The organism is Amycolatopsis jiangsuensis (assembly GCF_014204865.1).
Lineage (GTDB): Bacteria > Actinomycetota > Actinomycetes > Mycobacteriales > Pseudonocardiaceae > Amycolatopsis > Amycolatopsis jiangsuensis.
In genome coordinates, this window is the sequence record NZ_JACHMG010000001.1 from 7,639,030 (window position 1) to 7,662,759 (window position 23,730).

15 protein-coding genes, 1 tRNA gene and 3 rRNA genes are annotated in these 23,730 nt (G+C 66.2%); 9 read left to right on the forward strand and 10 right to left on the reverse strand.

Features of this window, described 5'->3' with window-relative positions:
* Positions 1-302: 302 nt before the first annotated feature.
* The 3 genes from BJY18_RS34230 to rrf all read left to right on the forward strand — a co-directional run bounded on the left by BJY18_RS34230 (position 303) and on the right by rrf (position 5,479).
* Positions 303-1,821 (forward strand): 16S ribosomal RNA (locus BJY18_RS34230).
* A 301-nt stretch (positions 1,822-2,122) separates the two neighbouring features.
* Positions 2,123-5,259 (forward strand): 23S ribosomal RNA (locus tag BJY18_RS34235).
* Between the two features lie 103 nt (positions 5,260-5,362).
* A 5S ribosomal RNA gene (gene rrf / locus BJY18_RS34240) occupies positions 5,363-5,479 on the forward strand.
* The 16S, 23S and 5S rRNA genes sit together here, the layout of an rRNA operon.
* 1,083 nt (positions 5,480-6,562) lie before the next feature.
* On the opposite strand, the gene cobF is transcribed toward rrf, so the two are convergent.
* Positions 6,563-7,324 carry a precorrin-6A synthase (deacetylating) gene (gene cobF / locus BJY18_RS34245; protein ID WP_184783977.1) on the reverse strand — a complete coding sequence of 254 codons (762 nt, stop codon included), beginning with the start codon at positions 7,322-7,324 and terminating at the stop codon, positions 6,563-6,565.
* A 115-nt stretch (positions 7,325-7,439) separates the two neighbouring features.
* On the opposite strand from cobF, the gene BJY18_RS34250 reads away from it, so the two are divergent.
* A complete protein-coding gene (locus BJY18_RS34250) occupies positions 7,440-7,646 on the forward strand; it encodes a heavy-metal-associated domain-containing protein (RefSeq protein WP_184783978.1) in 207 nt (68 codons plus the stop codon).
* Between the two features lie 9 nt (positions 7,647-7,655).
* Complete coding sequence (locus BJY18_RS34255; protein WP_184783979.1) at positions 7,656-9,902, forward strand: heavy metal translocating P-type ATPase; 2,247 nt, start codon at positions 7,656-7,658, stop codon at positions 9,900-9,902.
* A 1,177-nt stretch (positions 9,903-11,079) separates the two neighbouring features.
* On the opposite strand, the gene BJY18_RS34260 is transcribed toward BJY18_RS34255, so the two are convergent.
* From BJY18_RS34260 to BJY18_RS34270, 3 genes are all read right to left on the reverse strand, one after another.
* Positions 11,080-11,361, reverse strand: coding sequence for a metal-sensitive transcriptional regulator (locus tag BJY18_RS34260; RefSeq protein ID WP_184783980.1), 282 nt, complete (start codon positions 11,359-11,361; stop codon positions 11,080-11,082).
* 71 nt (positions 11,362-11,432) lie between these two features.
* On the reverse strand, positions 11,433-12,458 hold the full coding sequence (locus BJY18_RS37615; RefSeq protein ID WP_312874131.1) for a DivIVA domain-containing protein: 1,026 nt from the start codon (positions 12,456-12,458) through the stop codon (positions 11,433-11,435).
* A gap of 104 nt (positions 12,459-12,562) precedes the next feature.
* Positions 12,563-13,282 (reverse strand): MgtC/SapB family protein, encoded by a 720-nt coding sequence (locus BJY18_RS34270; RefSeq protein ID WP_184783981.1) that lies wholly within the window; start codon positions 13,280-13,282, stop codon positions 12,563-12,565.
* Positions 13,283-13,364: 82 nt separating this feature from the next.
* Here BJY18_RS34270 and BJY18_RS34275 point away from each other — a divergent pair, with 82 nt between their 5' ends.
* Entirely contained in the window at positions 13,365-13,985 is a 621-nt protein-coding gene (locus tag BJY18_RS34275) for an L-threonylcarbamoyladenylate synthase (RefSeq protein WP_184783982.1), read from the forward strand.
* Positions 13,986-14,254: 269 nt separating this feature from the next.
* On the opposite strand, the gene BJY18_RS34280 is transcribed toward BJY18_RS34275, so the two are convergent.
* The gene (locus BJY18_RS34280) at positions 14,255-15,802 is read right to left on the reverse strand and encodes an FAD-dependent monooxygenase (protein ID WP_184783983.1); all 1,548 of its coding nucleotides are present in this window, start codon (positions 15,800-15,802) and stop codon (positions 14,255-14,257) included.
* A gap of 97 nt (positions 15,803-15,899) precedes the next feature.
* Here BJY18_RS34280 and BJY18_RS34285 point away from each other — a divergent pair, with 97 nt between their 5' ends.
* Entirely contained in the window at positions 15,900-16,640 is a 741-nt protein-coding gene (locus BJY18_RS34285; protein WP_184783984.1) for a TetR/AcrR family transcriptional regulator, read from the forward strand.
* A gap of 1,078 nt (positions 16,641-17,718) precedes the next feature.
* On the opposite strand, the gene BJY18_RS34290 is transcribed toward BJY18_RS34285, so the two are convergent.
* A complete protein-coding gene (locus BJY18_RS34290) occupies positions 17,719-18,456 on the reverse strand; it encodes a thioesterase II family protein (protein ID WP_312874061.1) in 738 nt (245 codons plus the stop codon).
* 425 nt (positions 18,457-18,881) lie between these two features.
* Between BJY18_RS34290 and BJY18_RS34295 the strand changes: the two genes are divergently transcribed.
* Positions 18,882-19,316: a nitroreductase family deazaflavin-dependent oxidoreductase gene (locus BJY18_RS34295; RefSeq protein ID WP_184783985.1), complete on the forward strand. Its 435-nt coding sequence runs from the start codon at positions 18,882-18,884 to the stop codon at positions 19,314-19,316.
* Between the two features lie 162 nt (positions 19,317-19,478).
* Positions 19,479-19,631, forward strand: a complete 153-nt coding sequence (locus tag BJY18_RS34300) for a hypothetical protein (protein ID WP_184783986.1) — start codon at positions 19,479-19,481, stop codon at positions 19,629-19,631.
* Between the two features lie 662 nt (positions 19,632-20,293).
* Here the strand turns inward: BJY18_RS34300 and BJY18_RS34305 are convergent.
* From BJY18_RS34305 to BJY18_RS38175, 4 genes are all read right to left on the reverse strand, one after another.
* A tRNA-Arg gene (locus BJY18_RS34305) sits at positions 20,294-20,367 on the reverse strand.
* Between the two features lie 760 nt (positions 20,368-21,127).
* Positions 21,128-21,538, reverse strand: a complete 411-nt coding sequence (locus tag BJY18_RS34310) for a peptidase inhibitor family I36 protein (protein ID WP_246459059.1) — start codon at positions 21,536-21,538, stop codon at positions 21,128-21,130.
* A gap of 266 nt (positions 21,539-21,804) precedes the next feature.
* Positions 21,805-22,610 (reverse strand): IS5 family transposase gene (locus BJY18_RS34315; protein ID WP_184779869.1). Its coding sequence is split into 2 segments (ribosomal slippage): positions 21,805-22,271 and positions 22,271-22,610, totalling 807 coding nucleotides; the frame shifts between segments, so codons are not numbered across the junction.
* Positions 22,611-22,662: 52 nt separating this feature from the next.
* The gene (locus BJY18_RS38175) at positions 22,663-23,712 is read right to left on the reverse strand and encodes a substrate-binding domain-containing protein (protein ID WP_376774778.1); all 1,050 of its coding nucleotides are present in this window, start codon (positions 23,710-23,712) and stop codon (positions 22,663-22,665) included.
* Positions 23,713-23,730: the final 18 nt, after the last annotated feature.

The following is a 23,730-nucleotide window of genomic DNA, read 5'->3' on the forward strand; positions in this document are numbered from 1 at the left end:
GGTACCCCCCTGTTTCGGGTGGTTGGGGGGCGTGTAAAGTTTCTCGAGTCGCCAGGGAGACCGGGTGGCTGCAGGGACACGAACCAAGCTCTCGCCCTGAGGGTGATTGAGTGGGTGGCCTGCTACAAAATTGCTTGGAACAGCGCCGATGGTTGGCTCGTGTGATGCGGGTTGGTTGTGGGTGTGTTGCTTGAGAACTCAACAGTGTGCTAGTGAACTAAGCCAGTAGAGCTTTTTTGTATGAACCCCTCCTCGTGGGGTTTTCTTTGAGATTACATTTGTAGTCTGGATGGAACTGTTCATTGTTGGAGAGTTTGATCCTGGCTCAGGACGAACGCTGGCGGCGTGCTTAACACATGCAAGTCGAACGCTGAAGCCATTTCGGTGGTGGATGAGTGGCGAACGGGTGAGTAACACGTGGGTAATCTGCCTTGTACTCTGGGATAAGCCTGGGAAACTGGGTCTAATACCGGATATGACCTGTCATCGCATGGTGGTGGGTGGAAAGTTTCGGCGGTATGGGATGAACCCGCGGCCTATCAGCTTGTTGGTGGGGTGATGGCCTACCAAGGCGACGACGGGTAGCCGGCCTGAGAGGGTGACCGGCCACACTGGGACTGAGACACGGCCCAGACTCCTACGGGAGGCAGCAGTGGGGAATATTGCACAATGGGCGGAAGCCTGATGCAGCGACGCCGCGTGAGGGATGACGGCCTTCGGGTTGTAAACCTCTTTCGCCAGGGACGAAGGGTGACTGACGGTACCTGGATAAGAAGCACCGGCTAACTACGTGCCAGCAGCCGCGGTAATACGTAGGGTGCGAGCGTTGTCCGGAATTATTGGGCGTAAAGAGCTCGTAGGCGGTTTGTCGCGTCGGCCGTGAAATCTGGAGGCTTAACCTTCAGCGTGCGGTCGATACGGGCAGACTTGAGTTCGGTAGGGGAGACTGGAATTCCTGGTGTAGCGGTGAAATGCGCAGATATCAGGAGGAACACCGGTGGCGAAGGCGGGTCTCTGGGCCGATACTGACGCTGAGGAGCGAAAGCGTGGGGAGCGAACAGGATTAGATACCCTGGTAGTCCACGCTGTAAACGTTGGGCGCTAGGTGTGGGCGACATCCACGTTGTCCGTGCCGTAGCTAACGCATTAAGCGCCCCGCCTGGGGAGTACGGCCGCAAGGCTAAAACTCAAAGGAATTGACGGGGGCCCGCACAAGCGGCGGAGCATGTGGATTAATTCGATGCAACGCGAAGAACCTTACCTGGGCTTGACATGCGCCAGACAGCTGCAGAGATGTGGTTTCCCTTGTGGTTGGTGTACAGGTGGTGCATGGCTGTCGTCAGCTCGTGTCGTGAGATGTTGGGTTAAGTCCCGCAACGAGCGCAACCCTTATCCTATGTTGCCAGCGCGTGATGGCGGGGACTCGTGGGAGACTGCCGGGGTCAACTCGGAGGAAGGTGGGGATGACGTCAAGTCATCATGCCCCTTATGTCCAGGGCTTCACACATGCTACAATGGCTGGTACAGAGGGTTGCGATATCGTGAGGTGGAGCGAATCCCTTAAAGCCGGTCTCAGTTCGGATCGCAGTCTGCAACTCGACTGCGTGAAGTCGGAGTCGCTAGTAATCGCAGATCAGCAACGCTGCGGTGAATACGTTCCCGGGCCTTGTACACACCGCCCGTCACGTCATGAAAGTCGGTAACACCCGAAGCCCATGGCCCAACCCGTCAGGGGGGGAGTGGTCGAAGGTGGGACTGGCGATTGGGACGAAGTCGTAACAAGGTAGCCGTACCGGAAGGTGCGGCTGGATCACCTCCTTTCTAAGGAGCACAACACATCCACGTTCCCCGGGATACCCGGATCACGGGCGTGGGGTGGCTCAGGCTGAGGGACCGATTGTGTTTCTGTCTGGGTTGCTCAAGGAATTGTGGAGCTACTGGTTTATGTGGACTCGTGGTGGCGTTGCCGCCGGTTAGTACTGATCTTTCGGGGTCGTGGAACGCCGGGTGTGCGGGGTCGGGCGAGAGTCATGTTCCTGGCATGCTGTTGGGTTCTGAGGCAACACATTGTTGTTTCTGGTGTGGTGTTTGAGAACTGTAGAGTGGATGCGAGCATCTTTGTGGTCAAGTTGTTAAGGGCACATGGTGGATGTCTTGGCTTCAGGAGCCGATGAAGGACGTGGGAGGCTGCGATATGCCTCGGGGAGCTGTCAACCGAGCTGTGATCCGAGGATTTCCGAATGGGGAAACCCGGCACCAGTGATGTGGTGTCACCCGCATCTGAATATATAGGGTGTGTGGAGGGAACGCGGGGAAGTGAAACATCTCAGTACCCGTAGGAAGAGAAAACAAGAGTGATTCCGTGAGTAGTGGCGAGCGAAAGCGGATGAGGCTAAACCGTTTGCATGTGATACCTGTCAGGGGTTGTGTGGGCGGTGTTGTGGGATCCACCTTGGAGAGACTGACATTTCTCCGGATGTACGCGATGGTTAGTGGAACGCTTTGGGATGGGCGGCCGGAGTGGGTGAGAGCCCCGTACGCGAAAGCTGTCGTTGTAGGTCTTGGTGGTGTTCCCGAGTAGCAGCGAGCTCGTGGAATTTGCTGTGAATCTGCCGGGACCACCCGGTAAGCCTAAATACTTCCTGGAGACCGATAGCGGACGAGTACCGTGAGGGAAAGATGAAAAGTACCCCGGGAGGGGAGTGAAAGAGTACCTGAAACCGTGTGCCTACAAGCCGTCAGAGCCTGAGTTCCCCTTTGGGGATGGGGTGATGGCGTGCCTTTTGAAGAATGAGCCTGCGAGTTAGTGCTGCGTGGCGAGGTTAACCCGGGTGGGGTAGCCGTAGCGAAAGCGAGTCCGAAGAGGGCGTGTGAGTCGCGTGGTCTAGACCCGAAGCGGAGTGATCTACCCATGGCCAGGCTGAAGCGCGGGTAAGACCGTGTGGAGGGCCGAACCCACTTAGGTTGAAAACTGAGGGGATGAGCTGTGGGTAGGGGTGAAAGGCCAATCAAACTCCGTGATAGCTGGTTCTCCCCGAAATGCATTTAGGTGCAGCGTCGCATGTTTCACTACGGGGGTAGAGCTACTGGATGGTCTAGGGGCCTTACCGGGTTACCGAAATCAACCAAACTCCGAATACCGTGGTGTGAGAGTGTGGCAGTGAGACGGCGGGGGATAAGCTTCGTCGTCGAGAGGGAAACAGCCCAGAACACCAGCTAAGGCCCCTAAGTGTGTGCTCAGTGGGAAAGGATGTGGGATTGCCCAGACAACCAGGAGGTTGGCTTAGAAGCAGCCATCCTTGAAAGAGTGCGTAATAGCTCACTGGTCAAGTGGTCCTGCGCCGACAATGTAGCGGGGCTTAAGCACACCGCCGAAGCTGTGTCACTCACACAATACATCGGCTCAGCCTTTCGGGGTTGTGTCTAGTGGTGTGGGTGGGTAGGGGAGCGTCCTGCATCCGGTGAAGCTGCCGCGGAAGCGAGTGGTGGAGGGTGTGGGAGTGAGAATGCAGGCATGAGTAGCGAATGCAGAGTGAGAAACTCTGCCGCCGGATGACCAAGGGTTCCTGGGCCAGGCTAATCCGCCCAGGGTAAGTCGGGACCTAAGGCGAGGCCGACAGGCGTAGTCGATGGACAACGGGTTGATATTCCCGTACCCGAGCATGTGCGCCCATGGCGAGGCGGTTGATACTAACCACCCGAAGCGCATCTTCGTCGTCTTCGGACGGGGTGGGTGTTGTGGAGCGTGGGATCTGATTCCGTAGTAGTCAAGCGATGGGGTGACGCAGGAAGGTAGCTCCGCCAGTGAGTGGTTGTACTGGTGTAAGCGTGTAGGCCGAGTGGTAGGCAAATCCGCCGCTGAACAGGCTGAGACGTGATGCGTAGCCGTTTGAGGTGAAGTGGGTGATCCTATGCTGTCGAGAAAAGCCTCTAGTGAGTGCATGCACGGCCCGTACCCCAAACCAACACAGGTGGTCAGGTAGAGAATACTGAGGCGATCGGGTGAACTGTGGTTAAGGAACTCGGCAAAATGCCCCCGTAACTTCGGGAGAAGGGGGGCCACACGCCTTGATGCCCCATGCGGGTTCAGGGGTGGGTGGCCGCAGAGACCAGCGGAAAGCGACTGTTTACTAAAAACACAGGTCCATGCGAAGTCGCAAGACGATGTATATGGACTGACGCCTGCCCGGTGCTGGAACGTTAAGAGGACCGGTTAACCTCCTTCGGGGGGTGAAGCTGAGAATTTAAGCGCCAGTAAACGGCGGTGGTAACTATAACCATCCTAAGGTAGCGAAATTCCTTGTCGGGTAAGTTCCGACCTGCACGAATGGCGTAACGACTTTCCGGCTGTCTCGACCACAGGCCCGGCGAAATTGCATTACGAGTAAAGATGCTCGTTACGCGCGGCAGGACGGAAAGACCCCGGGACCTTTACTATAGTTTGGTATTGGTTTTCGGTTCGGCTTGTGTAGGATAGGTGGGAGACTGTGAAGCCGTCACGCTAGTGGTGGTGGAGTCGTTGTTGAAATACCACTCTGGTCGGATTGGGAATCTGAACCTACGCCCATGATCTGGGTGAGGGACAGTGCCTGATGGGTAGTTTAACTGGGGCGGTTGCCTCCTAAAGGGTAACGGAGGCGCCCAAAGGTTCCCTCAGCCTGGTTGGCAATCAGGTGTTGAGTGCAAGTGCACAAGGGGGCTTGACTGTGAGACTGACAGGTCGAGCAGGGACGAAAGTCGGGACTAGTGATCCGGCACCTCCTGGTGGAAGGGGTGTCGCTCAACGGATAAAAGGTACCCCGGGGATAACAGGCTGATCTTGCCCAAGAGTCCATATCGACGGCATGGTTTGGCACCTCGATGTCGGCTCGTCGCATCCTGGGGCCGGAGTAGGTCCCAAGGGTTGGGCTGTTCGCCCATTAAAGCGGCACGCGAGCTGGGTTTAGAACGTCGTGAGACAGTTCGGTCCCTATCCGCCGCGCGCGTAGGATACTTGAGGAAGGCTGTCCCTAGTACGAGAGGACCGGGACGGACGGACCTCTGGTGTGCCAGTTGTCACGCCAGTGGCATGGCTGGTTGGCTATGTTCGGAAGGGATAACCGCTGAAGGCATCTAAGCGGGAAGCCTGTTCCAAGATGAGGTATCCCACCCCCTGTGGGTTAAGGCCCCCAAGAGACGATTGGGTTGATAGGCCAGATATGGAAGCACAGTAATGTGTTGTCGAGTTGACTGGTACTAATAGGCCGAGGACTTGCCCACGAAGAGGCTACGCATCCACTCTACGGTTCTGAAACACCACACCACCACCCAGGTTCCCGGGGTTCACCCCGGGGCGTGGTGGGTGGGTGTTGTTTCGGAGTGTTTCGGTGGTTACAGCGTCAGGGAAACGCCCGGTCCCATTCCGAACCCGGAAGCTAAGCCTGACAGCGCCGATGGTACTGCAACCGAAGGGTTGTGGGAGAGTAGGACACCGCCGAACCCAACATGAAGTAGCAGGGGCCCCGGTCCGAGAACCCAACACAACGGGTTCTCCCGGGGCCCCTCCTGCTATCCACCCCCAAGTGGCCCCCTCCCACGGGGACGCGCTCCTTCCACGGGACGCCCCTCCCACGGCGCGTCCCTCCCTCGAGACGCACTCCTTCCGCAGCGCGCGCCCCCTCGCACACAGCAAACCTGCCCCCCGACACGGACCCGCCCTCGATGCAGTCCTCGCTCACGACAGACCCTCCCCCGGCACACCCCCTTCCATCAAGACGCTCGTCTCTCGAGACAGCCCGGACGTCACCCTGCACCCCACCCGCCCCGACACACACACCCAAGCGGCACGGAAACGTACGCCGGCACAGAAAGGCGGGCGACACCGGAATACTGCGCGCACACCACCGCCGACACACCCACAAGCCAACGCCAGACACCCGAGCACCCCCTACACGCGGAACCGCCTGCCTCCGCGCGTCCCTGTTCCCGCAGCCCGCCCCTGTCGATGGTGGGGAACCACTCGCGGATGCGCCGAGGGCCCGCCCGCGCCAGGCAACGCTCGCCGATGCCTGAGCCGACGCCGCTGCACCGACCCGCCGCACTGGCACTGGCACACGAGTTGACCGCTGGGACAGCGCCGACGAGCCAACGCCCGAGCACCCCCCCCGCCCCGGGCACGCCTGCCAACACTGAGACACCCGCCGACGGCAACATCCGCTGGCCGGCGCTGAAACACGCCCCCCGGCGGCAACATTCACCCGCCGACGTTAGGACGCAGGCCCACGAGCCGGTGCTGGGCAACGACCGCGGTCGGCGTCAACCGGCCTCATCCGGGCAGCGCCACCGCGGAAACCAGTCCCTCAGGGCCATGCGCGAGGCCCCTGACCCAAGCCGAGCCTGCGCCCCCTGACCCAAGCCAGGTCGTGCCCCGCGCCTGTCCCGAGCCGAGTCGTGCCTCGCGCCTGACCCAAGCCGAGTCATGCCCGCGCTCCCCTGACCCAGCTGGGTTACTCCCCGCGCCCGACCCAAGCCGGCCGACGACCTTCGTCACCGCTGCCCGGAGACGGGTGGCCGACCGCTTCCCTCACTGCGGGCGCCGCAGAAGGTAGGTGTCCATGATCCAGCCGTTCCGCTCCCGCGCCTCCGTCCGCGTCGTCCGGATGCGCTCGGCCAGCGCCTCGTCCAGCGGACCGGACAGCAGAATCTCCTCCGGCGTTCCGACATACGCGCCCCAGTAGATCCACATTCCTTGGTCGACGAACTGATCGAACGTCGTGTGCGCGTCGAGCAGCACGAAGACGTCGTCGGCGTCGGTGGGCCAGCCGTCGGCGAGCCGGCGGCCGGTGGTGAACTGCACCGCGCGCCCGATCTGGTTCATCGTCGTGCGGTGCCGTGCGACCAGTGCCGAAGCGCTGCTCACACCGGGCACCACCTCGTAGTCGAAGGTCACCGTCCCCCGCGCCAGCACCGCTTCGATGAGGGCGATCGTGCTGTCGTACAACGACGGATCACCCCACACGAGGAAAGCGCCGGTCTCGTCCTCGCCGAGCTCGTCACGGATCAGCCGTTCGTACACATCCGCGCGCAGGCGGTGCCAGTCCGCGACCGCGGCGCGGTAATCCAGTGGCTTCCGGTCACGCTCCGGATCCTGCGGGCTCACCACGCGATACCCTGGCCCGGTCACGAAGCGGTCCAGGATCTGCCTGCGCAACCGGACCAGATCGGCCTTCGCGGCCCCCTTGTCGAGGACGAAGAACACATCGGCCCGGTTGAGCCGGTCGATCGCCTGGACAGTCAGGTGCTCCGGGTCGCCGGCGCCGATCCCGATCGCGTAGATCTTCCGCATACCGGCAGTCTGCCTCGGCGGGTAACCCGTCCCACAGGTGGGCCGCATGGCACACCCTACCCCCGAGGGGTATAAACAGTGGTATCGGACGGGAAGCCTGAAGAGGAGGACGGCGATGACAGAGGCGACCTACACCGTCGAAGGGATGACCTGCGCGCACTGCGTGGGGGCGGTGAAGGAGGAGGTCGGCGAGCTCGCCGGGGTCGACGCGGTCGAGGTGGACCTCGAAACGGGTGCCGTGAAGGTGACCAGCGAGCAGCCGCTGCCGCGAGAGGCGGTCGCCGGCGCGGTCACCGAAGCCGGCTACCGGCTCGTCGCCTAGGGAGCAGAGATGAGCACGACGGCACACGACACCGCGCAGACGGTCGAACTCGTCATCGGCGGGATGACGTGTGCCTCGTGCGCGGCCCGCGTCGAACGGAAGCTGAACAAGGTCGAGGGCGTTCTGGCGAGCGTCAACTATGCGACGGAGAAGGCGCACGTCGAATACCCCGTCACCGTTTCGGTCGACGACCTGCTGGGTGTCGTCGAGGCCACCGGCTACACCGCGCAGGCGCCAAAGCCGCGCGCAGCCGCGCCGGCGGAAGGGGAGCCCGAGGTCACCGAAACCCGTGCGCTGCGTGACCGTTTGATCTACTCCGCCGCGCTGACCCTGCCGGTGATCGTCCTCGCGATGGTGCCGGCGGCGCAGTTCGACAACTGGCAGTGGCTGTCCCTCACGCTCGCCGCACCCGTCGTGGTCTGGGGCGCCTGGCCGTTCCACCGCGCGGCCTGGACCAACGTCCGCCACGGCGCTGCGACCATGGACACCCTGATCTCGCTCGGTGTTCTCGCAGCCACACTGTGGTCGCTGTACTCGCTGTTCTTCGGCATGGCCGGGATGCCCGGGCTTCGTCACGGCTTCGAGTTCACGGTCTCCGCGGGCGACGGCACCGGAAACATCTATCTCGAGGTCGCCTCCGGCGTCACCACGTTCATCCTCGCGGGCCGCTACTTCGAAGCCCGGTCCAAGCGACGGTCCGGTGCCGCGCTGCGTGCGTTGCTGGAAATTGGAGCGAAAGACGTCGCCGTGCTGCGCGACAGCCGTGAGCAGCGCGTTCCGGTGGGTGACCTGCGGGTCGGGGACCTGTTCCTCGTCCGGCCCGGAGAGAAGATCGCCACCGACGGCACCGTCACCGAGGGTGGCTCCGCGGTCGACGTCAGCATGATCACCGGCGAATCCGTTCCGGTCGAGGTCGCGGTGGGTGACAGCGTGACCGGCGCGACGATGAACATCGGCGGCCGCATTATCGTGCGCGCGACCCGCGTCGGCGCCGACACCCGGCTCGCGCAGATGGCGCGGCTCGTCGAGCAAGCGCAGAACGGCAAGGCCGCCGTCCAGCGGCTGGCCGATCGGATCTCAGCGGTGTTCGTGCCGGTCGTGCTGGTACTGGCACTGGGCACGCTGGCCGGGTGGCTCGCGGCCGGCGGCGACGCGACCGAGGCGTTCACCGCGGCGGTCGCGGTGCTGATCATCGCCTGCCCGTGTGCGCTCGGGCTCGCCACTCCGACCGCGCTGCTGGTAGGCACGGGCCGGGGCGCGCAGCTGGGGATCCTGATCAAGGGCCCGGAAGTGCTCGAATCCACTCGGCGCGTCGACACGATCGTGCTGGACAAGACCGGAACCGTCACGACGGGACGGATGAGCCTGGCTGAGGTGTACGTCGCGAACGGGACCACCGAGGCCGACGTGCTGCGCTATGCGGGTGCCGTCGAACACCTGTCGGAGCACCCCATCGCGAAGGCCATCGCGAACGGCGCGCGCGACCGTGTCGGTGACCTGCCCGCAGTCACGGAGTTTCGCAACACCGCGGGCCTCGGCGTGTCCGGCCTCGTGGAGGGGACCGCCGTACGCGCCGGGCGAAAGGCGTTCCTGGCGGACTGGGGCGTCCCCGTTGACGATCAGCTCGCACTCACCAAGGCCGCTGCCGAGAAGCAGGGCGCCACCGCGGTCTTCGTCGCCTGGGACGGAGCCGCCCAGGGCGTGCTGGTGGTGGCCGACACGATCAAGCCGACGTCGGCGCAAGCTGTCGCGGAGCTGCGTGAGCTCGGTCTGCGCCCGGTCCTGCTGACCGGCGACAACGAAGGCGCGGCACACGCGGTCGCGGCCGCCGCGGGAACCACCGAGGTCATCGCCGAGGTGCTGCCCGAGGACAAGGTGGCCGTGGTGAAGCGCCTGCAGGGCGAAGGACAGGTCGTCGCGATGGTCGGCGATGGCGTCAACGACGCGGCCGCGCTCGCCCAGGCCGACCTCGGCCTGGCCATGGGCACGGGCACCGACGCGGCCATCGAAGCCGGCGACCTGACCCTGGTCCGCGGTGACCTCCGTGCGGCCGCCGACGCGATCCGCCTCGCCCGCCGCACCCTGAGCATCATCCGGGGCAACGTGTTCTGGGCCTTCGCCTACAACGTCGCAGCTCTGCCGCTGGCCGCGTTCGGCCTGCTCAACCCCATGATCGCCGGTGCGGCGATGGCCTTCTCCTCGGTCTTCGTCGTCTCGAACAGCCTGCGCCTGCGCCGCTTCCGCAGCGCGGCGTAACCCAGCTCGTCGACGACGTGCCTCGGTCACCGGGTGGTTGCCGTCGCGCTCGGTTGACCACCGAGTGCGCGGTTTGCCTCGGCGCCCCGCCTCTCTGACCGGGCCGCCAACGGTCGAGCGCACTTACTCCGCCCACGCTGTGGATGCGTAGGCGTCGCGCTCGCGACCGAAACAGTGGGCTCGCGGTGCGACGACAGCCCGGGGGTTGGCCAGGCCGGCTTGCCGGCTTTCCCCGCCCGATGCCCTGCGGCCGCCCGGTGCCCGGATGTGAGCGGGGCCGGGTGGATGGCCCAGCGGCCCGGACCGAGGTGGCCCGGACCGAGGTGGCCCAGTCTGGGGTGGCTCGGTCTGGGGTGGCTCGGTCTGGGGTGGCCCGGTCTGGGGTGGTCCGGGCTGAAGTGGTCCGGACCGAGGTCGACCCCGCGCTCACAGCGTCGATCCGGTGGCGTGCGACCGCACGCCACCGCACGCCACCGGAGGCCGAGGTGCCCAGGCGGAGTTCGCCGCGGCGTCTTGAGCAGCCGGTGTCCGGGGTGGCGTGTCGACCTGACAGCGCCACGTGGTTCGGTGCGGTGTGTGTGGTCGTGTGGGCTGAAACGGGCTGGATAGTCCACCGGTGCAATGCGCGCAATGAGTCGGACTGGCCGCCTCGGTCAGCCAGTGCCTGCAGGAATTCGGCTGGTCAGTGCGGGAGGTGTCTCGCTGGCTCCGGGGCGAAGTTGGCTGTCTGGGCTGTGTTCGCCAGCCAGTGGGAGAGAAGGCCGGACGGAAAGGACGCACCGAAGACAAGCACCATGATCGCTTCGGCGGCCCGGTGTGTGGCTTGACCTCAACCGCGGCGGCTTGGCCAGCCAGCGCCCGCGGAGTTTGCCTGGCCGATGCCGATGCCGATGCCGGAGATTGGTGCCGCAGGTTGCTGGGTGTTCTGGGTGGTCTGGGCTCAAGTTCGCGTTTCTGGGATACCTTGATCGCTTCAGTGGACCGGCGTGTGGTTTGGCCAGGACCACCGCGCCTTCGCCAGCCAGCGCCCACGGGGTTTTGCCGTTGCCGTTGCCGTTGCCGTTGCCGTTGCCGTTGCCGTTGCCGTTGCCGTTGCCGGTGCGGGAGGTCGAGGTGGCTGGGGTGGCCTGGTGGCTGGGGTGGTGGCCTGGTTATCCAGATGAGTCGGGGCGTGAGGTCAGGAACGGACGAGCCGGGCGATCGCGTCGGAGGCTTCCCGGACCTTCAGTTCCGCTTCCTCGCCGCCCGCGGCGGCGGCTTCGACCACGCAGGTCGCCAGGTGCTCGTCGAGCAGTTCCAGGGAGAACGACTGCAGTGCCTTCGTCGCCGCGGAGACCTGGGTCAGGATGTCGATGCAGTACTTGTCCTGTTCGACCATGCGCTGCAGGCCGCGCACCTGGCCTTCGATTCGGCGGAGACGTTTGAGGTAGGCCTCTCGTTCACTGCCGTAACCGGTCATCGTGTGCTGTCCCCTTCATCGGCCTGTCGCTCGACCTCCAGCATACCCTCCTGGCGTATCGGCCGCGGGCGTCAGCCGGTGGGAGTGGGCTCGGTCAGCGCAGACGTGCGGCGTTGGCTCGGTACGGGGGTGCCTTCCGGGTCCAGTTCGGCATTCGCGGTGGCCAGGAGCTCGCGGGTGCCTCGCAACGCGGCGGTCAACTGTTCCCGGACGGCGGCGAGTTCACCGACTCGGCGCTCGGCGTCCGTGACGACCCGGGCGGCGCGATCGTTGGCCTGGGTGACGGTGCTGGTGGCGTGGTCGGTGGCCTGTGTGATGATCCGGTCGCCCTTGTCGGTGGCTTGCTTGACGATCCGGTCGGCGTGGTCGGTGGCTTGCTTGACGATCCGGTCGGCGTGGTCGGTGGCTTGCTTGACGATCCGGTCGGCGTGGTCAGTGGCTTGTGTGACGGTGCGGTCGGCCTTGTCGGTGGCTTGCGCGATGATGTTGTCGGCCTCGGCTCGTGCGGTGGCGGTGCGTTCGGCGATTTCGGCGAGCGCTTCCGTGCGGCGGTCGGCGAGCGTGCGAGTGACGTCTTGGTCCATCCGGCGCCTCTCCTTCGCCGCGGCTTCGTCAGCAGCTGCGCGCTTTTCGGCCGCGCTGCGCATGAGTTCCTCGTGCTCCCGTTGTTGCCGCTCGCGGTCCTGCTCGACCGCCTCGGCCAGGGTGCGTTCCTTTTCGGTGAGCCGCACCGCTTCCGCCTCCGCGTCGGCAACGATCCGTGCTGCCGTCGCTTCCGCCTTCGCAGTGATCTCGCCGGCTTCCTCACGTGTCAGCTCGATCATCCGGCGCGAACGTTCCTGCAGTGCATCCGCTTCGATGGGAGTGCGGCTGATCCGGTCGATCGCCGCGCGCAGCTTGTGGTTCTGCTCCACAAGTCCGGCCGCATGGTGGGTCGCGGCGTCGCGCTCAGCCGCCAGTCGTCGAAACTCCGCTTCGACCCAGGCCACGAATTCCTCGACCTGGCCACGGTGGTAGCCGCGCCACGTCCGGTCGAAAGCCGGTCGTGCGGGCATCAGGTCCTCGCCACCGCCGGGGGCCATGCGCTCACCTCCCATTTGGATGGTTTCTCCTCGGCGGCTTGTTTTTCTTGCCGCACGGGGAATTTTCGCCTGCCTCCAGTGTGCCCGAAGTCGGGCCGTGAGTGGGGAACGGGGGCCGATCAATCTTCGAGCGGATCCTCCGCGCCGGTCGCGGTGCTGCGGACGCCGGGCAATTCAGCCAGTTCCGCGGTGAGGTCGGCGAGGTCGCCGCGGCCTTGGAGGAGCAGCGTGACGACCGCGATTCGTTGCCCCTCTTCGGAAACTGTCTCGCGGTCGACGGCGACCCGGTGCACGGCCCAGCCACGATCGGTACACGCGGTCAGCACAGCACGCAGGACGCCGTGACCGTCGGCGTAACTCAGCCGGAGGATCGGCGGCTGGCGCCGGTGCCGCGCCACGAAGCGGGACAGCAGCGGGAATCCCCGAGTGATCACGACGAGCCCGGCGGTGGTCGCGACACCGAGCACTGGCAGGCCGGCGCCGCAGGCGACCCCGACCGCCGCGGCGAGCCAGACCGTGGCCGCCGTGGTGAGACCGCGTACCGCGTCACGGCGCACGAAGATCAGCCCGCCGCCGACGAACCCGATCCCGGACACGATCTGCGCGGCGATCCGCGACGGATCGAGCGCGACGTGATCAAGTCCGAGGAGATCCGCGAACCCGTACTTCGACACGAGCATGAACACCGCTGACCCGACGCCGACCAGGGTGTGTGTGCGCAACCCTGCCTGCTTGTTCCCGGCCTCGCGCTCCAGGCCGATCACGGTGCTCAGCACCAGTGCGACCAGGACCGGCAGGAGCAGCGACCACTGGTCGCTGGTGGACCACAGTGCGTGCACGACGTACCTCCTCGGTCGTCACTGTGCCCGGTGCCCGGCCTGTCCGCGCGCCCGGGTGGATGTACGCGCCTAAACTCGGTCCATGGCCCGGTACTTCGACGTGCACCCGCAGAACCCGCAGCGCCGCGCTCTTGGCCAGGTGGTCGACCTGCTGCGAGCGGACGGGCTGATCGCCTATCCCACGGACTCGTGCTTCGCACTGGGCTGCCGGCTCGGGAACCAGCGGGGCATGGAGCGCATCCGCAGCATCCGCCGGCTGGACCACCGGCATCACTTCACGCTCGTCTGCCAGGACTTCGCGCAGCTCGGCCAGTTCGTGCACATCGACAACACGGTGTTCCGCGCGGTCAAGGCCAGCACGCCCGGCCCGTACACCTTCATCCTGCCGGCCACCAAGGAAGTGCCGCGCCGGCTGCTGCACGCCAAGAAGAAGACCGTCGGCGCACGGATCCCCGATCACCTGGTCACCCAGGCCCTGCTCACCGAGCTGGGCGAGCCGATCCTTTCGAGCACGCTGCTGCTGCCCGGTTCCGGCGAACCCCTGACCCAGGGCTGGGAGATCAAGGAGGAACTCGATCACGTCCTGGACGCGGTGGTTGATTCCGGCGACTGCGGCGTGGAACCGACCACGGTGATCGACTTCTCCTCCGGCGAACCTGAAGTCGTCCGCCACGGCGCTGGTGACACGTCGCGGTTCGAATGACTTTCGCGTCGGCCTGTGTCCGGCCCGGCCGCCTCCCCGGGGACGCCACGGTGGCCTGGTCAGGTCGCAATCCGCTCCGTCCCCGGTGGTGAAGGTACGGGTCGATCGCCCGGGCCGATCGGGTCTCGTGTGAGGACCTCTCTGGGCTGTTGTGTGTTGGCTGTGCCGGACCTGGTCTGGTCGCGGCGGGGAACCGATCCGGAAGGCCACGGCGACGGCCTGTCGGGCACCACGACATGTCCGGTCTCCGAGGACCAGGGGAGGGCTGTTCATACCGGAGCCGGCGCGGTCGTGCAGAGGACTCGACCCATGGCTTCGGCGAGGGACACGTCCGCCCGCGAGTGCCAGGCGACGATGGCGTCGGGACGGAGCAGGAGCGCTCCGTCGGCCGGGAGTCCGGTTTCGGAGAGCCAGTGAGGATCTGCGATGGTCCGGTGCTTGATGCCCAGCCGCTCGGCTTGCGCGGTCCACTCGGTGCAGGCGGGGCCGGCCAGCAGGACCAGGCCGGGTCCGGCGAGATCGAGGGGGGACGTGGTGGGGCCGAGCCATGCGTGCGGGATCCGGGTGCCCGGCCGTCCCGCCGGGGCGTAGTGATCCACGGGCGCGGGTTCGCGCCCGTCCGGGACGAACGCACCTTCGTCGTACTGCAGGCCGAAGAGGGTGGTCGACGGGTCGAAGCGGGGTCCGTCGTCACTGGTCACCGAGGCGACCATGGTGCCGAGATGGCCGCTGATCATGCTCGAGAACTCCGCGGTCGCGTAGCCGACCGGGTATCGTTCGGCGTGGTAGGTGTCGAGGAGCGCGGGATCGGCGGTTCCGCCGAGGACCGCGGCGAGTTTCCAGGCGAGGTTGGCGACGTCTCCGACCGCGGTGTTGGCTCCGGCGGCAGCGAGGGGCGGCATGACGTGGGCGGCGTCGCCGGCGAGCAGGACCCGCCCCGCGCGGTACCGGTCCGCGACGTGCATGGCCGATTCCCAGTGCATCCGGCTGAGGAGCTCGACCTCCAGGTCCGGCACTCCGACGACGGTGCGTAGCAGTTCACGCCACGCAACGGCGTCGAGCGTGTCGGAACCGGCGAAATCGGAGGTGGAGAACAGCCAGCGGTCGGTGCCGTTGACGGAGACGAATGCGCCGGATGCGACCGGGTTGGTGATCTGGCAGAGGTTGAACGGCTTGTCGCGGACGAGTTCGGTCAGATCCGCGCGAAAACACAGATCGAGGTTGTCGGCCAGATGCCCGTGGCCACTGCGCAGCACGCCGAGCGCGGTGCGGACAGGGCTGCGCGCACCGTCGGCTCCGATGAGATAGTCGGCAGTCACCTCGTAGGAATCGCCCGTCGTCTGTCGCAGGGTGGCGATCACCCCTGTGCTGTCCTGGGTGAAGGACACCAGCTCGGTGGAGAATCGGACGAGGACGCCCCGCTCTTCGGCAGCGTGACGCAGCACTGGCTCCAGTGCGTCCTGGGGACACAGCACGCTGGGCGCCGGACTCAGTTCTCTCAGCTTCTCGTGCTGCGCTGCGTGTGCGCGGGCGCCTTCGGAGATCTCCGGCCAGGTTGCCTCGGCGAGCGTTGGGCCGGTCAGCATTCCGGTGAATGCGGCGAGCGGCGCACTGGCCTTCGCGACTTCCTGCTCCAGCCCGAGCAGGCGGAACACCTCGGTGCTGCGCGAGTTGAACCGGCGTGCTTTCGGCTGCGGGGACGTGGTCGGGTGCCGCTCGACGACCATCGACTGCACTCCCTCACGGTGCAGCAGCAGCGCGGCCGTGAGTCCTGCGATGCCTCCCCCGCAGATCAGAACCGGGATTCGAGTGGTCACGACTGCTCCTTCATGGGTCCGCCGACGCCGGTTGTACGTCGTACATTTTTTTTATACACTGTACTCGGGACGTGGGGCAACCGACGAGGAGGAGACCATGGGAGACGCGGAGCCGAGCCCGCCGATCTGGCTGTTGCCCGAGCCGCCGGAGCGCAGCTGGGGTCTCGGGCGGATCGACATCGTGAACGCGGCGGTGCGGCTGGCCGATGTGGGAGGCGCGGACGCGCTCACCATGCGTGCCGTGGCGAAAGAACTCGGCGCTGGCACGCCGATGTCGCTCTACCGCTACGTGTACAGCAAGGACGGCTTGGTCGACCTGATGCTCGACCTAGCGAACGCTGAGGTCTCGACGCCCGAGGTGCCGGGCGCCGACTGGCGCGCCGAACTCACCACGCTGGCGCTGGAGATGTGGGAGATGACCAAACGACATCCGTGGTTCGCCCGGCTGGTGCATCAGCGCCCGCCGGCCGGTCCGCACGCGAGCCGGCGCAGCGAGTTCGTGCTGACGACCTTCGATCGGCTGGGTCAGGATCTGCCGTCGGCGCTGGGGTACACGCGGTTGATCGAGGGTTACGTCACGGGCCAGGCCCTGCAGCGCGCCGAGGAACGAGCGATGTGGCAACGCGACGACTTCGGCAGTCCGGACGACGCGCAGCAGCTCGCGCAGTCCTGGTTCGGCGACGTCGTACGTGATCCCGGGCCGTACCCGCTGCTCGGCCGGGTCCTCGAAGTGGTACTGGCAGCGGACAGCACATGGCCGGCCGAGTCACCCGAAGATGCGCAGTTCGAACTCGGGCTCGACTGTCTGCTCGACGGGATCGCGGCTCGGCTGCAGTAGGTCGGGCAGCTGGCTCCTTGGCGAGGGTGAACCTGGTCCCTTGGCGAGGGTGAAGCGGAGGTGCTGCTGGCGATGACGATGTACCCGGATGGAGGGGAGGGTAGGACCGGAAGGCCGGGCGGTCGGTGATGGGCGGGTGTGGGGACGTCGCGAAGGTCCGCGCGTTCCTGGGGAGGTGGTCAACACGCAGGCGCTGGGTGCTCTGGACCGCAGGGCGGCAGCGCGGTGGTGCGTGTGCACGGCGGCGTGCCGGTGGTGACCGGTCGGCTCGAGGTACCAATGTCCGGAAGATGCTCGTCCGTTACGTGGCCACGGTCAGCAGCGAGGTACGTGGATCGTCCGAGGTGGTGAAATTTTCGGGCTCGACTCGGTTTTGCGGACGTGCCCCGTGTGGAGGTGAAAGGCCGTGTGGAGGTGAAAGGGCTGCCGGCGGGGCGCGGCGGCCTGCACCGCCGGAAGGCGGTGATGGGCGGCGGGACTCGGCGCGGTCTGAAGTCGGGCGGGGGCGGCCGCTTGGGTGTTTGCCGGACTCTGGCTGTCATCGGGAGTGCGGGGAGTGCGTTCCGCGCCTGATTTGTAGAGAGTGCGTTCCGCACTTGACTTGCAGGAGGGAGCGATCGGCTCTTGATGGGTCCGTGTGGCTTGTGATCCGTGCTGTGGCGGCTTCGGGTCCGTCGGGTTCGGGGGCTTAGTTGCGACGAGTGGGCTTACTTCGACGCCTCCATCGAAAATGGAACGCAGCAGGCTATGTGTCCTGCGTGAGCGAGGTCGCGGGCATCCGCGATCAGGGGCCGGCCAGTGCCTCGTCGCTGGTCGCGAACAAGCGTCGGTGGGCCTTGCGGTCGCGAAGGGTGCTGGCGTCGGTAGACGGGCGGGTGGCGAAGTCCGTTACCAGTGTTTCGCTGGATACGGCGGTCCGGGATCTGAACTGTCAGCGTGCGGTCAGGCCTCGGGCGGAAGGTCGGCGAGGCTCCGGAGACGCGTTCGTGGATCGGGATCGTGAAGTGCGGCATGACCAGATCGCCCGGGGCGAGTGCGGAGTTCCTGGCTTTTCCTGGGGGAACCGCGGCCGTGCGTGTCACAGGCCGGTGATCAGCCGGCGCAGCGAGGTGGCCAGCGCGGTGGTCTGCTGCGTCAGGTAAAAGTGCCCACCTGGGTAGGTTTCCATGGTGAATGTCCCGGTGGTGTGGTCTGCCCAGGCGCGTACATCGTCGAGCGGGGCATGCTGGTCATCTGCGCCGGTGTGCGCGTGGATGGGCGTGCTGAGCGGGCCGCCGCCGTCCGGCCGGTAGGTCTCGATGGCGGTGTAGTCGGCGCGCAGGGCGGGAAGGATGAGGCTGCGCAGGTCGGCGTCCCGCAGCACCTGTGGGTCGGTTCCGTCGAGCTGCTCCACCTCGGCGAGCAGCCGGTCGTCGTCCTGCAGGTGCACGTTGGCCTCAACTTGCCGGGACGGCGCCCGGCGACCGGATACGACGAGTGCGCTCGGGCCGGTTCCGCGGGCTTCCAGGCGCAGAGCGACCTCATAAGCGATCGTGGCGCCCATGCTGTGCCCGAAGAGCACGACGGGAAGGTCGAGCCAGGGCAGCAGCGCCTGGGTGGCCCCGTCGGCAAGCTCCCGCACCGTCAGCAACGGTGGTTCGGACAATCGGTCCTGGCGGCCGGGGTACTGCACCACGGTGACGTCAGCCGCCGGGGCGACCTCCTTCGACAGGGAATGGAAAAAGGATGCCCCGCCGCCCGCATGCGGCAGGCAGACCAGCCGGACCAGGGCATCGTCTGCCGGGTGGTAACGCCGTAACCACCGATCGTCGGTCACCAGGACACCTCCTCGGCGTCCGACCCTACCGGCCGGTTCGGCGCGATCGGCCGGTAGGCCACGGACAGAGACGATGTCCAGGCCGCAACGGACCGTGTGGAGATGAAGGCCTCGCCGTGGCTCGTCGAGGTCAGCGACAAGTCGATTTCCGCATTGCGAAGACCGATTGTCGAGCGAGGACGAGATTGCCGCGACAGGTGTGGTCACGAAAGGGGAGACCTGGCCACAGGGGCGCGGGCCACCGGAGTGTACCGGCCGGCCGGTACACCCCGGTGGCCCGAGTTGTCCCTTGTGGACGAACGCCTCCTCCGGCCCTGCCGGTGGTCGGTGGGGTGCTCCGTCGCTGTCGGGACTGTGTCGCTGACGAGACGAACATCATCCGAATCGGTGGAATATTCACGGCCGGAAGTGGGTTGTCCATCGGCATGACTGACAACTCTGTGGAGCTCAGCCCGACCGAGTGGGTGCAGGACCAGACGAAGAAGATCCTCGAGAAGGGCACGACCGAGGGCGTCGACGTGGGGGGTTTGCCCATCGTGCTGCTGACCTTGAAGGGTGCGAAGTCCGGCAAACTGCGCTACACCCCGGTGATGCGGGTGGAGCACAATGGCAGCTACGCGGTGGTCGCTTCCAAAGGCGGCGCGGACACGCACCCGGTCTGGTACTACAACATCAAGGCCAACCCGGAGTTCCCGCTCCAGGACGGGACGGTCACCAAAACTTACGTGGCCCGCGAGGTCGAGGGCGACGAGCGCGCGGAATGGTGGGAGCGTTCCGTTGCGGCGTTCCCGCCGTATGCCGAGTACGAGGCCAAGACCGACCGGTTGATTCCGGTGTTCGTGCTTGACCCCAAGTCCTGACGTCCGTTCTCTTCTGGTGCCGTCGCGGCAGTTTCCTGCTGCGACGGCACTTTCTGCGTTGAGGGACAGTCTCCGGAGTGGTGCAGTCCGCGCCCTGGGCCCGGTCGCACTTCCAACGCAGAAATCATGGCGCGGCAACGAATTCGTTTGTGCTTCTTCCGAATGACGGGCATCTCACGCTACCTCGTCCAGCCGCTGCCGGGGCGAATCCTGCGGACAGGAGAAGTCGAGGGGCAGCTGCTCGACCTTTCGGCGGACTCGTGCGCGACGGACGCCTGCGCGCTCGACGTCGTGTCGCGAACCGACTTCCGTTGAGTTTTCGGCGGACCGCAGCGGTGCTCGGTGCGCCACCGCGGGTGGGTGCAGGGCGAAGTGCTGCCGCTTGAGCAGATGGCGGCGCACCAGACCGGCGCGGCGGGCTCCGTCGAAGAGTGCCCTTGCCGCGCGATTGCGGGCTCGGCGGCCGGCTGGTGGTTGCGGGTGATTCATGCGAGATCCTTTGCCTGGAGCAACCGGCTTCGATGGCCGACGCCGGGCCCTTGCTGGGGGCTGACCGGCGCGGCACCGTTGCGGGGCTTGAGGAACGTGAGATAACGGCTGTGTCTCAAGTGGAGATCGGTCTGGTGGCGCTCAACTGTTCGGGGGGCTCGGCGAGTTTCTGCTCCGGCTCTGTCCGCGGATGTCTGCTCGCGGATGTCCACTGTGGGCCGGCGGATGATCGCGCGGGATGTTCACCAGGTCGCGCCCTCCCGGTGAGCGGGAGCTGGTGCGGTGACGAGGTGGTGGCCGTCGTTGCAGCTCGACGTTTCCGCTGGTGACCACGCTGCGTTCGCCGGATCGGGCGTACACCCGAGGGCTTGTCCGACCCAAGAGGGTGGGGCCTTCGCTGCCGTCGCCGAATGTGGACCGTATCCGGACCGGCAGGCCGTCGCCGCCCGAGTTCGCCCCTGGTCAGATTGCTCTGACCAGGGGCTTTGTGCCCCCGGCAGGACTCGAACCTGCGACCTAGAGATTAGAAGGCTCTTGCTCTGTCCAGCTGAGCTACGAGGGCCCGGCTGGCGACGGCTGCTCTGTACCAGCTTAGTCATCGCCATTCTCTCGATCGTTTGACACCTTCGGATCGTTTCAGGTTCGTGCCTTCGGATTCGCGGTTCGCGCGGGAGATCGTGGCCGCGCCGGTGCGTGGCGCGCTGTGGACCCGGGGGCGACGGCTGCGCGGGAATGTGCCGTGTCGTGCAGTGAGTGGCGGGTCGGTCGCACTGGGTGCCTCCTCTGAGCGGCTGGGACGGGCTGTGGTGACCACGTGTGCCCGGCGGCTGACCGAAAGGAACGTGGTGGGCGCTTCGGCGGTGTGGTCTGGTCGGCTTGAGTACTCGTTCGAGTGGGTTGGATCGTGGGCTTCTGAGGGGAGCGATGGTTGACCGGCTAACTGCTGCAGGCTGGCCGGGCGGTGTGGGCCGGTGCTGGAGGGAGGGTGGGGCGGCTACGGCGTCGGGTGCTGAGTGGCGTGAGGTGTCGAGGTGTAGGGGCTTGGTGAGGTCGCGAAGGTATGGGTGTTGCCGGTGCCCGGCGTGTGGAAGTCAGCCTTGTGAAGCCGGGGTGCGCGCCGGATGTGGTCTGGGCCTCGCCTCTCGGGCCCTGGGTCGGGGGCCGGGGCCCGAGAGGCGAGGGGTTGGGTGCCCGTGGGTGCGGCGGGGGCGGGAAGCGCGCCCACGGGCTGGGGCCGCTCGGGGGCGCGGCCCCCGGGCCCGGCGAACGGCCGCGAGTCGACTCGGCCTGGAGCGGGGCGGTTCGGCGGTCCCGGTCTCGGACTACTCCCAGATCTTCACGGCGCGGACCACGAACGGGGCCTGCGGAACATACGTACCGCCACCCGGATAGGTGGTGAAGTCACCCTCGGTCGAACAGTCCGGGCCTTGATAGATCGTGACGTCACGGCTCATCCGGTTGCCGAACGAATGAGCCGCGAAGCCGTCCGGAAGGGGAATGCAGTCACCGGGGTTGGCGGTGCGCAGGTCGTAGTTCTGGGCGGTTCCGGAATAGTTCTCGTCTCCCCATAGGCAGAATTCGCCGACAGCGCACGACGGTGCGGTGCTGGGTGGGGTGGGCTGGCTGGACGCGGCAGCTGGATGGCGCGGGGTGGCTTGGGCCGCTCCCGCGCCGGCGAGAATGCCGCCGCTCGCGAGGAGTCCGGCGGTCACCACGGAAAGAATTTGCGGCATGCGCGAGGGCATTGTGCGGTGCGATGGGATCGCCGGGTGGCCGGGGAACGCGGGAATGGCTGAGCGCAGGCGTCGCAACATCGTGATAACTCCCCCTCTGGGCGCGGCCGGGGTGGCCGCGGTGGAAATCGGTGTGGGTTCCACGATGGCGGGTGGAAGGGGGTTTGTCTGCAGGGAATACTACTTCTGTGGACAAGTAGTCGTGCTTAACTCGAATGGGAACGAGTTGTCCACAGATCGGTGAACGGTCTTGCTAAGAGCGTGTCTCATTTGGCGAGTTTCTTGTAACAGGTGATGGTGGCGGCGAGGGTGAGGAAGGCGAGGTAGTGGCTGGGTTTGCGTTCGTAGCGGATGGTCAGGCGCCGGTAGCTGGTCAGCCAGGCGATGGACCGTTCGATCACCCACCGGTGTCTTCCGAGTTTCTCGGTGGATTCGATGCCCTTGCGGGCGATGCGCGGGATGATCCCGCGCCGGCGGAGCCAGTCGCGTAGGGCTGGGATGTCGTAGGCCTTGTCGGCGTGGAGCTTGGCCGGTTTCCGGCGGCGCGGTCCGCGGCGAGACCGGATCGGCGGCAGCGCGTTGACCAAGGGTCTGAGCGCGTGACTGTCGTGAGTGTTGGCCGCGGAGATCCCAACGGTTAACGGAAGTCCGGCCCGGTCGGACAGCACATGGATCTTCGAGCCGGGCTTGCCGCGATCGACCGGGCTCCGACCGGTCAGACCGCCCCCCTTTTGGCCCTGACGGATGCTCCGTCCAGGACCGCACGCGACCAGTCGATCATGCCCTTGCCGCCAAGTTCGTCCAGCACCGCCCGGTGCACATCGCGCCACAGGCCGACCTTGGTCCACTCGGTGAACCGCCGATGCGCTGTCGGCACGGTGACCCCGAAGCTGGGCGGCAGATGTCGCCAGGCGCAGCCGCTGGTCAGCACGAACACGATCGCGGTGAACACCGCCCGGTCGCCCACTCGTGACATGCCGCCACCCTGCGGGCGCGTCTTTCCCGGCGGGATCAACGGTTCGACCAGCGCCCACAACTCGTCGGGCACCAGCCGTCGCGACAACTCGTCCATCACAGCTCATGATCATGCCCACACCTCAACCAACAACCAAGTGAGACACGCTCTAAATCGCGGCGGTGCTCTCCCGGACGACGAGGGACACCGGCAGTTCGACGGGCGCCGGAGGGGCGTCGCCGTCGAGCAGGCGCAGGACGAGATCTCCCGCGGTGCGGCCCTTGCCGGCCAGGTCCTGGCGGACGGTGGTGAGCGGTGGGTCGGACCAGGAGGCCTGCGGGGTGTCGTCGAAGCCGACGATCGACACGTCTTCCGGAACGCGGAGGCCCAGCTTGCGCGCGGCGGCGATGGCGGCGAAGGCCAGCTGGTCCGACATGCACAGCAGGGCGGTCGGACGCGGTTGCGCGGTGAGCAGTTCGGTGGCGCTGGCGCGGGCAGTCGACGCGGCGAGCCAAGGGGCCTCGGAGACGGTGACGTCGGTGATTCCGGCTGACGACAGGACGCCGAGGTAGCCGGCCAGCCGTTCGCGAGTGCCGTGGAAGGCGCTGGCCTGCGCGGATTCGAGGCCGGAGCGTTCTGACGACGGAGTACGTCCGGTGGAGGGGGACGAAGGGGTGGGCGAGTCACGGTCGGGCGGGGCAGTGTCGGACGGGGCGGTGTCGGACGGGGCGGTGTCGGGCGAGGCGTGGGTGGGGGAGGAGGCGGTGGTGGCGGAGTCGCGTGGAGCAGGGTTGCGCGTGGCGGGGCCCGAAGGTGCGGCGTCGGACGATGCGGAGGCGGCCGAGTTGGGGTTGGCAGGAGCGGAGTCGGACGCGGCAGGGCCGGACGTGGTGCCGGGCGGGATGGTGCCGGACAGGCTGGTGCCGGGCTGGGTGGTGCTGGACGACGGGGGGCTGGTCGCGTCGGGGTCGGCGGGAGCGGAGGCGGGCGACTCGCGGCCGGAAGAAGTGGCGCTGTACGACGTGGGACCGGACCAAGCAGAGCTGGAGAAAGCAATGTTCGGTGAAGGGGAACCTGGAGTAGCGCGGTCGGAAGACGTGGGGCTGGAAGCTGAGTGGCTGGAAGCAGCGGGGTCCGAAGAAGCTGGATCGGGCTGTGCGGTGGTGGGTGGCGTCGGGCGCGCGGAGAGCGAATCCGCGAGGTCGCCAGTCCCGGACATCGCCGGCCCAGCGGGGCC